This window comes from Streptomyces sp. NPDC022552, from assembly GCF_055561875.1.
This window is the reverse complement of record NZ_JBVHGJ010000023.1, coordinates 52,449-71,427: the sequence shown is the minus strand read 5'-3', so window position 1 is coordinate 71,427 and position 18,979 is coordinate 52,449. Positions and strand designations below refer to the sequence as shown.

Annotated in this window: 1 protein-coding gene; it reads left to right on the top strand. The window is 74.4% G+C overall.

Annotated elements, in window-relative coordinates; translation table 11 throughout:
* The first annotated feature begins 4 nt into the window (after window positions 1–4).
* Window positions 5–18,979, top strand: a complete 18,975-nt coding sequence (locus ACZ3OF_RS35200; RefSeq protein ID WP_467308910.1) for a type I polyketide synthase — start codon at window positions 5–7, stop codon at window positions 18,977–18,979.

The following is an 18,979-nucleotide window of genomic DNA, read 5'->3' as shown; positions in this document are numbered from 1 at the left end:
GGCGGTGCAGGACAAGACAGCCGGCGCACGTGCCGTATCCACCGAGGACAAGCTGCGGGACTACCTGAAGCGCGCCACCGCGGACCTCGCCGCGGTGCGCCAGCGGCTCCGTGCCGCCGATTCGGCCGAGCGCGAGCCGATCGCCGTCATCGGCATGGCCTGCCGCTACCCGGGGGGCGTCGACTCGCCCGAGGCGCTGTGGCGCGTGGTGCGGGACGGCGTCGACGCCGTCTCCGGCTTCCCCGTGGACCGGGGCTGGGACATGGCACCCTTCGACGCCGGAGCCGCCGCCGGCGTCGAGTTCACCCGCGAGGGCGGGTTCATCGACGCGGTCGCCGACTTCGACCCCTCGCTCTTCAACATCTCGCCGCGCGAGGCGCTCGCCATGGACCCGCAGCAGCGCCTGGTCCTCGAGACCTCCTGGGAGGCCGTGGAACGCGCCGGCATCGACCCGCTCTCCCTGCGCGGCAGCCGTACGGGTGTCTTCACCGGTGTCATGTACAACGAGTACGCCTCCCGTGCCCTGTCCGTCCCCGAGGAGGTCGCCGGACACCTGGGCACCGGCAGCAGCGGCAGCGTCGTCTCCGGCCGGGTGTCCTACACCCTCGGCCTCGAGGGCCCCGCACTGACGGTGGACACGGCGTGTTCGTCGTCGCTGGTGGCGCTGCACCTCGCGGTGCGGTCGCTGCGCAGCGGGGAGTGCTCGATGGCGCTGGCGGGCGGCGTCACCGTGATGATCACACCCAACACCTTCATCGACTTCGGCATGTCCGGCGCACTCTCCGCCGACGGCCGGTGCAGGGCGTTCTCGGCGGACTCCGACGGCACGGGCTGGGGCGAGGGCGTCGGTGTGCTGCTCGTGGAGCGGCTCTCGGACGCGGTGCGCAACGGACACCGCGTGCTGGCGGTCGTGCGCGGTTCGGCCGTCAACCAGGACGGCGCCTCCAGCGGGCTGACGGCTCCCAACGGCCCCTCGCAGCAGCGGGTCATCCGTGCCGCGCTGGACGCCGCGCGGCTCACGGCGGCCGACGTGGACGTGGTGGAGGCGCACGGTACCGGCACGACGCTGGGTGACCCGATCGAGGCGCAGGCGTTGCTCGCCACGTACGGGCAGGGCCGGCCGGCCGATCGGCCCGCGTACCTCGGGTCGTTGAAGTCGAACATCGGGCACACACAGGCTGCTGCGGGTGTCGGTGGTGTGATCAAGATGGTGGAGGCGATGCGCCATGGCGTGCTGCCGGCCACCCTGCACGTGGCCGAGCCGACACCCCATGTGGATTGGCAGGCGGGAGCCGTCGAGCTGCTGACGGAGGCGCGCCAGTGGCCCGACGGCGAGGAGCCGCGGCGGGCGGGTGTGTCGTCGTTCGGTGTGAGCGGTACGAACGCGCACGTGATCCTGGAGGAGTACCGGCCCGCCGAGCCCGACGCCGACGAGGTGCCCGCCGCCCCGGTGGAGGCCGACGGTGTGGTGCCGTGGGTGCTGTCGGGACGGACCGAGCAGGCGCTGCAAGGCCAGGCCGCGCGTCTGCTCGCGCATGTGCAGGAGCTGGACGCGGACGGCGGGCCGACGGTCGGTCGGATCGGTTTCTCGCTTGCGGCGACGCGTGCTGCTCTGGGCCACCGTGCGGTCGTTCTGGGTTCGGACCTGGCGGACTTCCGGCGGGGTCTTGAGGCGCTCGCGGAGGGCCGTGAGGTCCCGGGCGTCGTCACGAGCGTGCGCGGCACGGGTCAGGGCGCTCCGGTGTTGGTGTTCCCGGGGCAGGGGTCGCAGTGGCTGGGGATGGGCCGGGAGCTGGCGGCGTGGTCGCCGGTGTTCCGGGAGGGTTTGGAGGAGTGTGCGGCGGCGTTGGAGCCGTTCGTGGACTGGTCGCTGTGGGACGTGCTCGACAGCGAGGACGAGGCGTTGTGGGGTCGGGTGGATGTGGTCCAGCCGGTTCTGTGGGCGTTGATGGTGTCGCTGGCCCGACTGTGGCGGTCGTGCGGCGTGGTCCCGTCCGCGGTGGTGGGCCATTCGCAGGGTGAGATCGCGGCCGCTGTGGTGGCCGGTGGTCTGTCCGTCGTGGACGGCGCGCGTGTGGTTGCGCTGCGTTCACGTGCGCTGCGGGTGCTGGCGGGCCGGGGTGGGATGGTGTCGCTGGCGGCGGGTCCGGAGGTGGCCGCCGAGCTGGTGTCCGGCTTCGAGGGCCGGGTGTCGGTGGCCGCGGTCAACGGTCCCGGTTCGACGGTGGTGTCCGGTGAACCGGACGCGCTGGACGAGCTGATGGCTGTGTGCGAGACGCGTGCGATTCGGGCGCGTCGCGTGCCGGTGGACTACGCGTCGCATTCGGTACAGGTGGAGGAGCTGCGCGAGCAGATCCTTACCGATCTGGCTCCGATCGTGCCCAAGTCGTCTTCGGTGCCGCTGTATTCGTCGGTGACCGGTGGCCGTATCGACACCGCGGTGATGGACGCGGGTTACTGGTACGAGAACCTGCGGTCGCTGGTCCGGTTCGACGAAGCGACGGGCGCGCTGCTGGCCGACGGCCGGTCGGTGTTCCTGGAGTCCAGCCCGCATCCGGTCCTGACTCCTGGCATCGAGCAGTCGCTGGAGGCGTCCGGGCAGCCGGGCGTCACGCTGGCCACCCTGCACCGTGATCGCGGCGACGCGACGCGCTGGCTGACCGCGCTCGCCGAAGCTCACGTGGCGGGTGTCCCGGTCGACTGGACCACCGTCCTGCCCGACGCCCGGCCCGTCGACCTGCCCACCTACGCCTTCCAGCGACGCCGTTACTGGCTCGACACCGCCGAGCCCGAACTGCCCGCCACCGATCGCGCACAGGACTGGTTCTGGTCCGCCGTCGAGAACGAGGACCTCCCAGCCCTCCAGCGCATGCTCGACGTCAGCGGCCGGACCCCGCTTGACGAAGCCCTGTCCGCGCTCTCCTCCTGGCACCGGCGCGACCGCGAACGCAGTCGCGCCGAGAGCTGGTGCTACCGGACCGCGTGGACGCCCGCGCAGCCCCCCGCCGGCCGGCTCGACGGCCGCTGGCTGGTGGCCGTACACCCGGACCACCACGCGCACGCGCTGGTCACCGCGGTTCTCGCGGCCCTCGAAGAGGCCGGCGCCGCCCCCGAACTGCTGCCCGTGGCCCCCGAGGACGACCGCGGCACCCTCGCCGAGCGACTGCGCGGCGCCGACGGCGTGCTGTCGCTGCTCTCCCTCGCCGAGGACCCCGCCCCCGGACACCCCGCCACCCCGGCTGGATTCGCCGCCGGCATCACTCTGCTCCACGCCGTGCACGACACCGGCGAGCCGATACGTCTGTGGTGCGCCACCTCCGGCGCCGTCGCCGCCGGGCCGGGGGACACCGTCACCCGCCCCGCACAGGCGCTGACCTGGGGTCTCGGCCGGGTCGCCGCCCACGAGTACACCCAGTGGGGCGGCCTTGTCGACCTGCCCGCCGACCCCGAGCCGCGCGCGATGTCCCGGCTGGCGGCGGTCCTCGCCGGCACGGGCGAGGACCAGGCGGCGATACGCGCCACCGGGGTCTTCGTGCCCCGCCTGCGCAGAGCCGAGCCGACCCCGCCCGGCCGCACATGGCAGTCGTCCGGCACCGTGCTGGTCACCGGCGGCACCGGTGGCGTCGGTGCGCACGTCGCCCGTTGGCTCGCCGCCTCGGGCGCCGAACACCTACTCCTGCTCAGCCGGCGCGGCCCGGAGGCCCCCGGCGCGGCGGAACTCGCCGCCGAACTGCGGGAAGCGGGCGCCGAGGTCACCGTCGCCGCGGTGGACGCGGCCGACCACGACGCCCTGGCGGCCGTTCTCGCCGAGCTGCCCGCCGCACAGCCGCTGACCGCCGTCTTCCACGCCGCCGGAGTCGTCGACTCCAGCATCGTGGACTCCCTCACGCCGGACCGCGTCGAGACCGCGCTGCGCGCCAAGGTCGCCAGCGCCCTCAACCTGCACCGGCTCACCGCGCACCTGGACCTCTCGGCCTTCGTGCTCTTCTCGTCGCTGGCCGGCGTCTTCGGCTCGGCCGGCGAGGGCAACTACGCCCCCGGCAACGCCTTCCTGGACGCCTTCGCGCAGTACCGCCGTGCCCAGGGACTGCCCGCGACCTCCGTGGCCTGGGGATCATGGGCGGGCGCCGGCATGGCCGAGGGAGGCTTCGGCGACGTACTCGAACGCCACGGCATCCTCCGGATGGAGCCCGCACACGCCCTCGCGGGACTGCGTACGGCGCTGGAGCGGGACGAGACCACGCTCGCCCTCGCCGACATCCGCTGGGAGGTCTTCTCCTGGTTCTTCACCGCCACCCGCCCCAGCCGCCTGCTCGACGAACTCCCCGACGTCCGCAGCCTCCGGCAGACAGCCGAACAGAGCGCGGCCCAGGGCCCCGCCGCCGACCAGGAGAACCTGCCGCCGGCCCAACGGCTGGCCGGGGCCTCGGAGGCGGAGCGCAACCGGTTCCTGCTCGACCTGGTCCGTGACCAGGTGGCGCTGGTGCTCGGCCACGAGTCCGCCTCCGAGGTGGAGCCCGGCCGGGCCTTCGGCGAGCTGGGCCTCACCTCGGCGGGCGCCGTCGAACTGCGCAACCGCCTGACCTTCACCACCGGTCTGCGCATGTCCGCCACCCTCGTCTTCGACCACCCCAGCCCGCTGGCCCTCTCCCGTTTCCTGGCCGCCGAGATCACCGGCGGGAACGCCGGACCGGTTCCCGACACCGCGGCCCCGGCCGTGCCCGTACACGGTGACGCCGCCGCGGCGGACGACGACCCGATCGTCCTCGTCGGCATGGCCTGCCGCTTCCCGGGCGGCGTCCGCTCCCCGGAGGACCTGTGGGAGCTGGTCCGGTCCGGCACCGACGCGATGGGCCCCTTCCCCGCCGACCGCGGCTGGGACCTCGACGCGCCAGGCGGCGACTACCCGCGGACGGGCGGCTTCCTCCCCGACGCGACCGCCTTCGACGCCGACCTGTTCGGCATCTCGCCGCGCGAGGCGCTGGCCATGGACCCGCAGCAGCGGCTGCTCCTCGAAGCGTCCTGGGAGGCACTGGAGCGCGCGGGTATCCACCCCCGGTCGCTGGCCGGGTCGCGTACGGCCGTGTACGCCGGCTCCGGCGGCCAGGACTACCTGACCGTCCTTGCGGCGGACCCCGAGGCCGGCGACGGCTATCTGGTCACCGGCGGATCCCCCAGCGTGCTGTCGGGCCGTGTCGCCTACGCCTTCGGTCTCGAGGGCCCGGCGGTCACCGTGGACACCGCGTGCTCCTCCTCCCTGGTGGCCCTCCACCTGGCCTGCCAGTCACTGCGCCACCAGGAGTCCGACCTGGCCCTGGTCGGCGGCGTCAACGTGATCTCCCTGCCGTCCGTCTTCGCCGAGTTCAGCAAGCAGCGCGGCCAGGCCGCCGACGGCCGATGCAAGGCCTTCGCCGCGGGCGCGGACGGCACCGGCTGGGGCGAGGGCGTGGGCGTCCTGCTCGTGGAGCGGCTCTCTGACGCGCGCCGTAACGGACACGAGGTCCTCGCGGTGGTCCGCGGCAGCGCGGTCAACTCCGACGGCGCGTCGAACGGGTTGACGGCGCCGAACGGTCCCGCGCAGCAGCGGGTGATCCGGGCCGCGCTGGCCTCGGCGGGGCTTGAGGCGTCCGACGTGGACGCGGTGGAGGCGCACGGTACGGGCACGAGGCTCGGCGACCCGATCGAGGCGCAGGCCCTACTGGCGACGTACGGGCAGGACCGGGACGACCCCCTGTACCTGGGCTCGGTGAAGTCCAACATCGGGCACACCCAGGCCGCCGCCGGTGTCGTGGGCGTGATCAAGGCCGTCATGGCGCTCCGCCACGGCGTGCTGCCCCGGACGCTGCACGTGGACGAGCCGACCCCGGAAGTGGACTGGTCGGCCGGCTCGGTGGAACTGCTCACCGAGAACCGCCCGTGGCCGCAGGCGAACCGGCCGCGGAGGGCGGCGGTGTCGTCGTTCGGCATCAGCGGCACCAACGCGCACACCATTCTGGAGCAGGCCCCCGAGCCGGCCGAAGTACCCGCCGGCATCCAGCAGAAGCCTCAGCACCCGGACCTCCCGCTGCCCGTCCCGCTGTCCGGCGCCACGCCGGACGCCCTCGCCCAGCAGGCCGGACGGCTCGCCTGCGTGGCAGCGGACCCCGCCGACCTGGCGCTCACCCTGGTCACCACTCGCGCCGACCTGGACCACCGAGCGGTGGTCTTCGGCGACCACACCGATGTACTGACGGCTCTGGCCGCCGGTGAGCAGCCGCAGGACGCGGTGCGTGACCAGGTCGTGCACGGCGGGCTGGCCCTGTTGTTCACGGGGCAGGGCGCGCAGCGGGCCGGGATGGGCCGTGAGCTGTACGACGCCTTCCCGGTGTACGCCGACGCGTTCGACGACATCTGTGCGCGGGTCGACCTCGAACGGCCTTTGCGCGAGGTCGTGTTCGGGGACGATGCGGAGCTTCTGTCCCGGACGGTGTACGCGCAGGCGGGGCTGTTCGCGGTCGAGGTGGCGTTGTTCCGGCTGGTGGAGTCCTGGGGTGTGACCCCGGACGTGCTGGTCGGCCATTCGATCGGTGAGCTTGCCGCCGCGCACTGCGCGGGAGTGCTGTCGCTGGACGACGCCTGTGCTCTCGTCTCGGCGCGTGGCCGTTTGATGGATGCGCTGCCGTCGGGCGGCGCGATGCTGGCCGTCGAGGCTGCTGAAAACGGGCTGGAACTTCCCGACGGCGTGGACCTTGCGGCTGTGAACGGCCCCACCTCTCTTACGGTCTCGGGCGACGCGGACGCGATCGGCGCGCTGGAGGAGCGGCTCCGGGCGGAGAACGTACGGGTCAAGCGCCTGACCGTTTCGCACGCGTTCCACTCGCACCTGATGGAGCCGATGCTCGACGAGTTCGCGAAGGTCGCGAAGTCGCTGACGTACAACGCCCCGACGATCCCGATCGTCACCACCGCACCGGGCGACATCGCGACCCCTGACTACTGGGTCGGTCAGATCCGTGAGCCCGTCCGGTTCGCCGACGCGATCGCCTCACTCAGCGGCGTACGTACGGCACTGGAGCTGGGCCCTGCCGGTGTGCTCTCCGCCTTCGTACCGGAGCAGATCGACACCCTGGCCGCCGTCCCCGCGCTGCGCCCGGACCGCCCCGAGGCAGGCACCCTCGTCCGTGCGCTGGCCCGCCTGCACACCCGTGGCGTACCGGTGGACTGGTCCGCGTACCTCGCCCCGTTCGGGGGCGCCCGGATCGCCCTTCCCACGTACCCCTTCGCCCGCCGGCGGTACTGGCCCACTCCCGTGGCACCCCGCCCCGTCGCGGTCGAGAACCCGGTCGAGCGGGAGTTCTGGGCGGCCGTGGACTCGGCCGACACCGACGCCGTGGCCGGCGCGCTGCGACTGGACGAGGAACAGCGGGACGGCCTGGGCGCCGTCCTGCCCGCCCTCGCCGCCTGGCGGGAGCGGGGCCGGCACAAGGCCACCACCGACGCCTGGCGCTACCGAGTCGGCTGGACCCAGCTCACCGACCGGCAGGTGCGGCTCAGCGGCACCTGGCTCCTGGTCACGGGCGGCAAGGCACCCGAGGGGCTCGTGGACGGCCTGCGTACCGCGGGCGCCGACATCGTCGAGATGACGGAACTCGGCGCGGACCGTACGCAGTGCGCTGCCCGGATGGCCGACCTGGCCTCCGTCGCCGCCGACGGCGGCCGCCCCGTCGCCGGGGTACTCGCGTGCGTGGACACCGCCGCCGAGCTGCTGCTGGTCCTCCAGGCCCAGGGCGACGCCGGACTCGCCGCGCCACTGTGGTGCGTCACCTCCGGCGCGGTCGTGGCCGTGCCGGGCGACGAGTGCCGTCCCGCCGCGGCACAGCTGTGGGGACTCGGCCGGGTCGCCGCTCTCGAACACCCCGACCGCTGGGGCGGCCTGGTCGACGTGCCGGAGCACCTCGACCGACGGGCGGCCGAGCGGCTGGCCCAACTGCTGGCCGGGGACGCGGGCGAGGACCAGGCGGCCATACGGCCGACCGGCATCCACGTCCGCCGACTGCGGCGTGCCCCCACCGCTGCGGCCGGGCAGACGCAGCCCGCCGAATGGCGCACCGACGGGCCCGTCCTGGTCACCGGTGGCACCGGCGCCCTGGGCGGCAAGGTCGCCCGTCTGCTGGCCGAGCGCGGCGCCACCCGCCTCGTCGTGGCGAGCCGGCGCGGTCCCGCCGCACCGGGCGCGTCCGAGCTGGTCGCGGACCTCGCGGAACGTGGCTGCGACGCCGTCGTCGTCTCCTGCGACCTGAGCGACCGGGACGCGGTGGCCGACCTTCTGGAACGCCACCCGGTGACCGCGGTCGTGCACGCCGCGGGGATCGTCGACGACGGTGTGCTCGACGCGCTGACGCCCGAACGGCTCGCCGCCGTACTCGACGCCAAGGCCCACTCCGCCGACCTGCTGGACGAACTTGCCGGCGAACTGACCGACTTCGTCGTCTTCTCCTCCGTCGCGGGCGTGCTCGGCAGCGCCGGGCAGGGGTCCTACGCCGCCGCCAACGCGCACCTCGACGCCCTGGTGGAACGCCGTCGCTCCCGGGGCCTGCCCGGCACCGCCCTCGCCTGGGGCGCCTGGGCGGGAGCCGGGATGGCAGCCGATCCGGCCGCCGCGGCCCGGCTGGCGCGCGGCGGACTGCCCGCGATGCCGGAGGACAGGGCGCTGGGGGCCATGGCCACAGCCCTGTCCGAGGGAGACGGCACGCTGGTCGTCGCCGACATCGACTGGGAACGGTTCGCCCCGGGCTTCACGGCGGTACGCCCCAGCAGGCTGTTCGCCGAACTTCCCGAGGCCGCCCCGGTCGTACGCACGGTCGAGGCCACCGGACCCGCCGCGCTCGCCGCGTCGGACGCGGACGCCGCCGAGCAGGCGCGCGGCGCCGAGACCCTCGTCCTGGAGGCCGTCGCGGCCGTCCTCGGCCACGGCTCGCCCGCGGCCGTGGACCGCGAACGCGCCTTCCACGACCTGGGTTTCGACTCCCTCACCGCCCTGGAGCTGCGCAACCTCCTGACCTCCCGGACGGGTCTGTCCCTGCCGGCCGGTCTGGTCTTCGACTTCCCGACCCCCGCGGCCCTCGCCGCGCACCTCCTCACCTTGCTGTCCGGCCAGACATCGGCCTCCGCGGCCCGCCCGGCTGCGGGCGCCGGCCGGGCGGCGACGGACGAGCCCATCGCCATCATCGGGATGGCCTGCCGCTTCCCCGGCGGCGTGGACTCGCCCGAGGCGCTCTGGGGCCTGGTGGCCTCCGGCACCGACGCGATGGGCGACTTCCCGACGGACCGCGGATGGGATCTCGACACCCTGCTCGGCCCGGACGGACTCTCGTCCAGCCGCGCGGGCGGATTCCTCGACGACGTCGCCGCCTTCGACGCGGGCCTGTTCAACATCTCGCCGCGCGAGGCGCTCGCCATGGACCCGCAGCAGCGCCTGCTCCTCGAGGCCTCCTGGGAGGCGTTCGAACGGGCCGGCATCGACCCGACCTCGGTCGGCGGCAGCGACACCGGTGTCTTCGCGGGCACCAACGGCCAGGACTACGCCGCCCTGCTGCTCGGCTCCGAGACCGCCACCGAGGGCCACCTGGGAACCGGCAACACCGCCAGTGTGCTGTCCGGACGCATCTCCTACACCTTCGGCCTGCGGGGACCCGCGCTCAGCGTGGACACGGCGTGTTCGTCGTCGCTGGTGGCGCTGCACCTGGCGGCGCAGTCGCTGCGCAACGGCGAGTGCTCCATGGCACTGGCGGGCGGCGTCACCGTGATGCCGCTGCCCGGTACCTTCATCGAGTTCAGCACGCAGGGCGCACTCTCCTCCGACGGTCGCTGCAAGGCCTTCTCGGCGGATGCCGACGGCACGGGCTGGGGTGAGGGTGTCGGTGTGCTGCTGGTGGAGCGGCTCTCGGACGCTCTGGAGCGCGGCCATGAGGTGCTGGCGGTGGTGCGGGGTTCGGCGGTCAATCAGGACGGTGCGTCGAACGGTCTGACGGCTCCGAACGGTCCGTCGCAGGAGCGGGTGATCCGTCAGGCGTTGGAGAGTGCCCGGCTGAGTCCTGTCGACATCGATGTGGTGGAGGCGCATGGCACGGGTACGAAGTTGGGTGACCCGATCGAGGCGCAGGCGCTGCTCTCGACCTACGGGCAGGACCGTGAAGAGCCCCTGTATCTGGGGTCGTTGAAGTCGAACATCGGTCATACGCAGGCTGCTGCGGGTGTCGGTGGTGTGATCAAGATGGTGGAGGCGATGCGCCGCGGCGTGCTGCCGGCCACCCTGCACGTCGGAGAGCCGTCGCCGCACGTCGACTGGTCGGCTGGCTCCGTCGAGCTACTGACGGAGACGCGTCAGTGGCCGGAGACGGACCGGCCGCGCCGGGCCGGTGTGTCGTCGTTCGGTGTGAGCGGTACGAACGCGCACGTGATCCTGGAGGCCGCACCCCAGCCCGCCGACGAGGCGCCCGCCGCGCCGGCGGTGGAGTCCGGCACGGTGGTGCCGTGGGTGCTGTCGGGCCGTACGCAGCAGTCCCTGCGAGACCAGGCCGCGCGTCTGCTCGCCAACGTACGGGAGTGGGACACGGACGGCGGGACCGCGGCTGGTCGGATCGCTTCGTCCCTGGTGACGACGCGTGCTGCGCTGGGTCATCGTGCGGTCGTTCTGGGTTCGGACCTGGCGGACTTCCGGCGGGGTCTTGAGGCGCTCGCGGAGGGCCGTGAGGTCCCGGGCGTCGTCACGAGCGTGCGCGGCACGGGTCAGGGCGCTCCGGTGTTGGTGTTCCCGGGGCAGGGGTCGCAGTGGCTGGGGATGGGGCGGGAGCTGGCGGCGTGGTCGCCGGTGTTCCATGAAGGCCTTGAGGAGTGTGCGGCGGCGTTGGAGCCGTTCGTGGACTGGTCGCTGTGGGACGTGCTCGACAGCGAGGACGAGGCGTTGTGGGGTCGGGTGGATGTGGTCCAGCCGGTTCTGTGGGCGTTGATGGTGTCGCTGGCCCGACTGTGGCGGTCGTGCGGCGTGGTCCCGTCCGCGGTGGTGGGCCATTCGCAGGGTGAGATCGCGGCCGCTGTGGTGGCCGGTGGTCTGTCGGTCGTGGACGGCGCGCGTGTGGTTGCGCTGCGTTCACGTGCGCTGCGGGTGCTGGCGGGCCGGGGTGGGATGGTGTCGCTGGCGGCGGGTCCGGAGGTGGCCGCCGAGCTGGTGTCCGGCTTCGAGGGCCGGGCGTCGGTGGCCGCTGTCAACGGTCCCGGTTCGACGGTGGTGTCCGGTGAACCGGACGCGCTCGACGAGCTGATGGCCTTGTGCGAGACGCGTGCGATTCGGGCGCGCCGCGTGCCGGTGGACTACGCATCGCATTCTGTACAGGTGGAGGAGCTGCGGGAGCGGATTCTCGCCGATCTGGAGCCTGTCCGTCCGGTGTCGTCCACCGTTCCGTTGTACTCGTCGGTGACGGGTGCGCGTATCGACACGGCGGTGATGGACGCCGGGTACTGGTACGAGAGTCTGCGGTCGTTGGTCCGGTTCGACGAGGCGACGAGTGCGCTGCTCGCGGATGGCCGGTCGGTGTTCCTGGAGTGCAGCCCGCACCCCGTACTGACCCCCGGCATCGAGCAGTCGCTGGAGGCGTCCGGGCAGCCGGGCGTCACCCTCGCCACCCTGCACCGCGACCGCGGGGATTCGACACGCTGGCTCACCGCCCTCGCCGAGGCCCATGTGGCCGGCGTCCCCGTCGACTGGACAGGAGTCCTGCCCGACACCCCGCCCGTCGACCTCCCCACCTACGCCTTCGCGCGTGACCGCTACTGGCCCACCCCCGTCGAGCGCCCTGCTGCCGGACCGGAGGCCCAGGCGGGCACCGATCCGGCGGAGCAGGCGTTCTGGGGCGGCGTCGAGAGCGGCGACACCGAGGCCGTCGCCAAGGCCCTCGGCATCGACGCGCCGGACCTCGCCCAGGTGCTGCCCGCCCTCGCCGCCTGGCGGCAGGGCCGCCGCCAGGAGACCGCCGTCGCCTCCTGGCGCTACGACGTGGCGTGGAGCCCGCTGGTCGGACTGCCGTCCACCGCGCCGGCAGGGCGCTGGCTGCTGATCCTCCCGTCGTCCGGGGCGGAAGCGGAACGCGCGACCGTGCGCACCGCGCTCGATCGGGCGGACCTCACCGAGATCACCGTCCCCGCCGGGGCGACGCGTACCGAGCTCGCTGCCGCGCTGCCGGAGACGGACGGTCTGACGGGTGTGGTCTCCCTGCTGGCGCTCGACGAGCGCCCGCACCCCGAGGGCGCGGCTCTGCCCATCGGTACCGGCGACACCGTCACCCTGCTCCAAGCGCTCGGCGACGCGGGATCCGACGCACCCCTGTGGTGCGTCACCCGCGGTGCGGTCGCCGTGGGCCGTGCCGACGGCGAGGTGAGCCGCGCCCAGGCGATGCTGTGGGGCCTCGGGCGCAGCGCCGCCCTTGAGCACCCCGAGCGATGGGGCGGACTGATCGACCTGTCCGCCACCGACACCCGGTCCGCGACTCGGCTCGGCGCGCTCCTGGCCGGCGCCGCCGAGAGCGAGGACCAGCTGGCCGTACGGCCGTCCGGCGTCTTCGCCCGACGGGTACGCCGTGCCGCCCCGGAATCGCGGCCGGTCACCGAGCCGTGGACCCCCAGCGGTCCGGTGCTCGTCACCGGCGGGACCGGTGCGCTCGGCCGCGAGGTCGCCCGCTGGCTCGCCGGACGTGGGGTCACCGAGCTGCTCCTCGTGAGCCGCTCCGGTCCCCAGGCGTCCGGCTCCGCCGAACTGGTCGCAGAGCTGGGCGCGCTCGGGGCGGCGGCGACCGTCGTCGCCTGCGACGTCGCCGACCGCGAGGCACTCGCCGCCCTGCTCGCCGAGCACCCGGTCACCGGCGTCGTCCACACCGCCGGTGTCGCGGCCACCGCGCCGCTGGCCGTCACCTCACCGGCGGAGATCGCCGAGGCCGCCCACGCCAAGGTGCTCGGCGCGCTCCACCTGGACGCCCTGCTGGGGGAGAGCGCCGAGCTGTTCGTACTGTTCTCCTCGATCGCCGGGGTCTGGGGCAGCGGCGGGCAGGCCGCGTACTCCGCCGCCAACGCGGCCCTCGACGCACTCGCCGAACAGCGCCGGGCCCGGGGCCTGGCCGCCACGTCCGTGGCGTGGGGCGCCTGGGGTGGCAGCGGCATGGCCGCCGACCGGGAAGCGGGGGACTACCTCCGGGACCGGGGCATCACGGCCATGCCACCGGGGCTGTGCCTGGCCGCGCTGTCCGCCGCTGTGGACTCCGGCCGTGCCACCGGCGTGATCGCGGACGTCAACTGGGGCCTCTTCGCCCCCTCGTTCACCCTGCGCCGCCCGAGCCCGCTGCTGACCGACCTTCCGGAGGCGGTCGCCGCGCAGGCGGACGGTGCAGCCCCCGCGACCGTCGACGACGGGGCCGGCCACGAGCTGCGCGCGCGGCTCGGGGCCGCCGTCCCCGCCGACCGCACCCGCATCCTGCTCGACCTGGTGCGTACCGTCGTCGCCGGTGTGCTCGGCCACAGCGGCTCCGAAGCCGTCGACCCCGACGAGGTCTTCACCGGACTCGGCATCGACTCCCTCACCGCGCTCCGCGTCCGCGACGGCCTGGCCGGGGCGACCGGACTGCGGCTTCCGGCCACCCTGGTCTTCGACCATCCCACCGCACGGGTGGCCGCCGCCGAACTGCTCGCCCGGCTGGGCGTCGCGGAGCCGGGCGCCGCCCCCGCGCAGGCACGGCCCGCCGCCCTCGCCGAGACGGACGACCCGGTCGTCATCGTCTCGATGAGCTGCCGCTACCCCGGCGGCGCCGACTCCCCGGAGCGCTTCTGGGAACTGGTCGCGGCCGGGACCGACGCCATGTCGCCGTTCCCCGCGGACCGGGGCTGGGACCTGTCGGGAGCAGGCGGGTTCACCGCCGAGGGCGGATTCCTGCACGACGCCACGGAGTTCGACGCGGACCTCTTCGGCATCTCGCCCCGCGAGGCCGTCGCCATGGACCCGCACCAGCGGGTGCTCCTCGAAGCCTCCTGGGAGCTGCTGGAGCGCGGGGGCATCGCGCCGACCTCCGTACGGGGCACGCGCGTCGGCGTCTTCGTCGGCGCCTCCGCCGCGGGCTACGCCATGGCCGGTGTCCTGCCGGAGGGCTCCGAGAGCCACGCCCTGACCGGAACCTCCAACAGCGTGCTGTCCGGCCGTATCTCCTACACCTTCGGCCTCGAGGGTCCGGCGGTGACCGTCGACACGGCATGCTCGTCCTCGCTGGTGGCGCTGCACCTGGCGGCGCAGTCGCTGCGTACCGGCGAGTGCTCCATGGCGCTCGCGGGCGGCGTCACCGTGATGCCCTCGCCCGCGGTGTTCGCCGAGTTCGGCCGCCAGGGCGGCCTGGCTTCGGACGGTCGGTGCAAGGCGTTCGCGGCTGGTGCGGACGGCACGGGCTGGGGTGAGGGTGTGGGTCTGCTGCTGTTGGAGCGGCTGTCGGACGCGCGTCGTAACGGGCATGAGGTGCTCGGTGTGGTGCGGGGTTCGGCGGTGAATCAGGATGGTGCGTCGAACGGTCTGACGGCGCCGAACGGTCCCGCGCAGCAGCGGGTGGTGCGGGCTGCGCTGGCCGCGGCCGGGTTGGAGACGTCCGAGGTCGACGCGGTGGAAGCACACGGCACCGGTACGCGGCTCGGTGACCCGATCGAGGCGCAGGCCCTGCTCGCGACGTACGGGCAGGACCGTGAAGAGCCCCTGTATCTGGGGTCGGTGAAGTCGAACATCGGGCACACGCAGGCGGCCTCGGGTGTCGCGGGTGTCATCAAGATGGTGGAGGCGATCCGTCGGGGTGTGCTGCCCCGGACGCTGCACGTGGACGAGCCGACGCCGCATGTGGACTGGTCGGCCGGCGCGGTGGAGCTCCTCACCGAGGACCGGCCCTGGCCGGAGACGGGTCACGCGCGCAGGGCCGGCGTGTCCTCGTTCGGGATCAGCGGAACCAACGCCCACGTCCTCATCGAGGAGGCCCCGCGTGAGCAGTCGCCGCAGGTGACCCCGCCGTCCGCCGACGAGCCCGGCAGCGCCGCTTCGCTCGTGCTCTGGCCGATCTCGGGCCGGTCCGAGGACGCGCTGCGAGCCCAGGCCGACCGGCTCCGCTCGCACCTCGACCGCACCGGCGCAGCGCTCGACCTGCGCGCTGTCGCCCGCCAACTGGCTACCGCCCGGGCCGTCCTGGAGCACCGGGCCGTCGTGCTGGCGCCCGACGCCGACGGCCTGCGCCGCGGGCTCACCGGGCTCGCCGGAACCGCCGGTGGCGTCACGGGAGCTGAGATCGTCCGCGGCGTGGCCGCCGGCGGCGACCTCGCCTTCGTCTTCTCCGGTCAGGGCGCACAGCGCGCCGGCATGGGCCGCGAACTGTACGAGAAGTACCCGGTGTTCGCCGACGCCTTCGACGCGGTCTGCGCCCACCTCGACCCGGACCTGGACCGCCCCCTGCGCGACGTCGTCCTCCATGACGCCGACGCCCTCGGCCGCACCGCCTGGACGCAGCTCGCCCTCTTCGCCTTCGAGGTGGCCCTCTTCCGGCTGCTGGAGTCCTGGAACGTGACCCCCGACCGGCTGGCCGGGCACTCCGTGGGCGAACTCGCCGCCGCGCACGTCGCCGGCGTCCTGTCGCTCGCCGACGCGTGCACCCTGGTGGCCGCCCGGGCCCGGCTGATGGGGGCGCTGCCCGAGGGCGGCGCGATGGTGTCGGTGCGGATGTCCGAGGCCGAGGCGCGCTCCGCACTCGCCGGGTACGAGACCCGCGTGGCGATCGCCGCCGTCAACACGCGCGACGAGGTCGTCCTCTCCGGCGACGCCGACGCTCTGGCGGAACTGGCCGAGGAAGGCAGGCGCACCGGCCGCAGGATCCGCTCCCTGGACGTCTCGCACGCCTTCCACTCCCCGCACATGGATCCCGTGCTCGAAGACTTCCGCGCCGTGGCCGGGACCCTGGGATACCGCCCCGCCCGTATCCCGTTGGTGTCCACGGTCACCGGTCTCGACGACGACGGTGCGATGTCCACCCCGGAGTACTGGGTCCGACAGATACGCGCCACCGTCCGCTTCTCCGACGCCGTCGGCACCCTCCTCGGCCAGGGCGTGACCCGCTTCGCCGAGATCGGGCCCGGGGCCGCGCTCACCGTCCCGCTGGAGCGGACCCTGGAACGCGCCCGCGCGCTCGACGACACCATCGCCCCTCTCGCCGTGGCGCTCCAGCGCTCCGGCCGGCAGGAGCCCGTCGCCCTGCTCACCGCCGTCGCGCGGCTGCACACGGCCGGTGTCCCCGTCGGCTGGGAGGCGCTCCTCGGGCCCGCCACCGGGCCCCGCCCCGATCTGCCGACGTACGCCTTCCAGCGGCGCCGCTACTGGCCCGCACCGCACCCCGTCGCGGCGCGGGACGCCGAGCGGACCGGCCGCTACCAGGTGACCTGGCGCCCCCTGCCCGAGCCGGGCCGGGCCGTGCCCCACGGCACCTGGCTCGCGGTGGGCGCCGGCGACGGCGGCGCCGCAGCCCTGCTCGCGCAACTGCGCGAGCAGGGAATGCGGGTGGCCGAGGTTCCCGACGCGGGGGACGACAGGCAGGCATGCGCCGAGGCGCTGAGGAGGGCTCACGAGGAAGCGTCCCCGGTCACCGGTGTGCTCTGCCTGGCCGACGAACCCGCCACCGTACTGGCCCTCGCCCAGGCACTCGACGACATCGCGGCGGACGCCCGCCTGTGGTGCCTGACCACGGGTGCCGTCGCCACCGGGCCGGCCGACCCGCCCGCCGACCCCGCCCGCGCCGCCGTCTGGGGACTGGGCCGCACCCTGGGCCTGGAGGCTCCGCACCGCTGGGGCGGCCTGGTGGACCTGCCCGCGAGCCCGGACCCGAGGACCGCGGCGCGCCTGGCCGCGCTGCTCGCCGCCGGTACGCCGGGCGAGGACCAGATCGCCCTGCGGGCCACCCCCATGGCCCGCAGGGTAACCACCGCCCCGCCGCCCGCCGGCGCCGCGCCCTGGCAGCCCTCGGGCAGCGTGCTGGTCACCGGTGGAACCGGCCGGCGCGGCCGGGCGCTGGCCACGGCGCTCGCCGCGCACGGAGCCGGACATCTCGTGCTCCTCAGCCGCCGGGGCGCCGACGCGCCCGGCGCCCGCGAGTTCGCCGCGAGCCTGCCCGTCGAGGTCACCCTCGCCGCCGCGGACGTCACCGACCGGGCCGCCGTCGCCGAGGTGCTGGCGGCGATTCCCGCCGACCGGCCGCTCACCGCCGTCGTCCACGCGGTGGGCGCGGAGCCGGACACCCCCTGGACGGAGCTGCGCCCGGGCGACCTGCGCGCCTCGGCCACGGCCGACGGCGCCCAGGTGCTGCACGACGTGACCGCCGACCTGGCCACCGGTCTGGAGGCGTTCGTCCTGATCTCCTCGGGGACCGGCGTCTGGGGCGGCACGGGAGCCTCCGTTCGCTCCGCCGGGAGCGCCCGGACGGACGCTCTCGCCGCGCACCGCCACTCCCTCGGCCTGCCCGCGACCTCGGTCTCCTGGGGGCCGTGGGCGACCGGCGAGGAGGACCCGGAAGCCCCGCGTTCCGGCCTGCGCCCCCTTGACCCCGCCACGGTCTGGGGCGCCCTGGCCGAGGCGGTGGCCGCGCCGGCGCCCTGCGCCGTCGTCGCCGACGTGGACTGGGGACGCTTCCACCCCGCCTACACCCTGGCCCGGCACCGCCCGCTGTTCGACGAACTCCCTGAGGTCCAGCGGCTGTCGGCCGCCCCCCGTACTCCGGCACCGGACGCGGACACGGGACCCGGCCTCACCGGGCCGGACCGGCAGCGAGCGGGGCTCGACCTCGTCCGTACGACGGCCGCCAGCGTGCTCGGGCACACCGACACCACGTCCGTCACTCCCGACCGCCCGTTCCTGGAGCTGGGCGTCGACTCGGTCGCCGCGCTGGAGATCCGCGACACGCTGGAGCAGGCCACGGGCCTGTCGCTGCCGGGCACCCTCGTCTTCGACCACCCCACGCCCGCCGCCCTCGCCCGCCACCTCGTCGGAGGTACGGCCGCCGACGGCGGCACCACCCCGGCAGGGACGGCGCCCGCCCCGGTGCTCGGCATCTCGCCCACCGACCGCAACCCGGTCGGCCTGCTCGACTCCCTCTACCGGGAGGCCGTGCGCACCGGGCGGATCCAGGAGTTCCTCGAACTGGTCGGCGAAACGGCGAAGTTCCGGCCCATGGCCGACGACGTGGCCGAGGCGGGCGGACCGGCCGTGCTCACCACCCTCGCCGACGGCCCGGCGCCCGAGCTGCTGGTCTGCGTCAGCGGCCTGACGGCCGGCGGCGGCCCGCACGAGTTCGCACGGCTGGCCGCACCGCTGCGCGGCGCACGCCGCGTGGCCGCGGTGCCCGTCCTCGGCTACGGCCGCGGCGAGCTGCTGCCCGCGACCCCCGAAGTCGCGCTGGACTGGCAGGCGCAGGGCGTCCTCGCCCACGCCGAGGACACCCCGGTCGTCCTCTTCGGGCACTCCGGAGGCGCGCTGCTCGCCCACCGGTTGGCGGTGCGCATGGCCGAACTGGGGGCCCCGCCTGCCGGGTTGGTGCTGGCGGACGTCTACGCTCTGGACGACCCACTGATGGTGGAGTGGAACGCCGAGCTTTCCGAGGGAGTCTTCGACCGGGTGGAGCAGTTCGTCGCCATGGACGACAGCCGTCTCACGGCGATGGCCTGGTACGGCAGCCTGTTCTGGACGAACCCGGACACCGACACCCGCTTCCCGACCCTTCTGCTGCGTGCCTCACAGCCGCTGCGCGAGCCCGCCGACGGCCGTGACTGGCGCAGCACGTGGAAGGCCGCCCGCGACGTCGTCGACGTACCGGGCGACCACTTCACGATGATGGCCGAGCACGTCGGGACGACGGCTCGCGCAGTCCACCGGTGGATCGGGGAACTTCCCCGATGA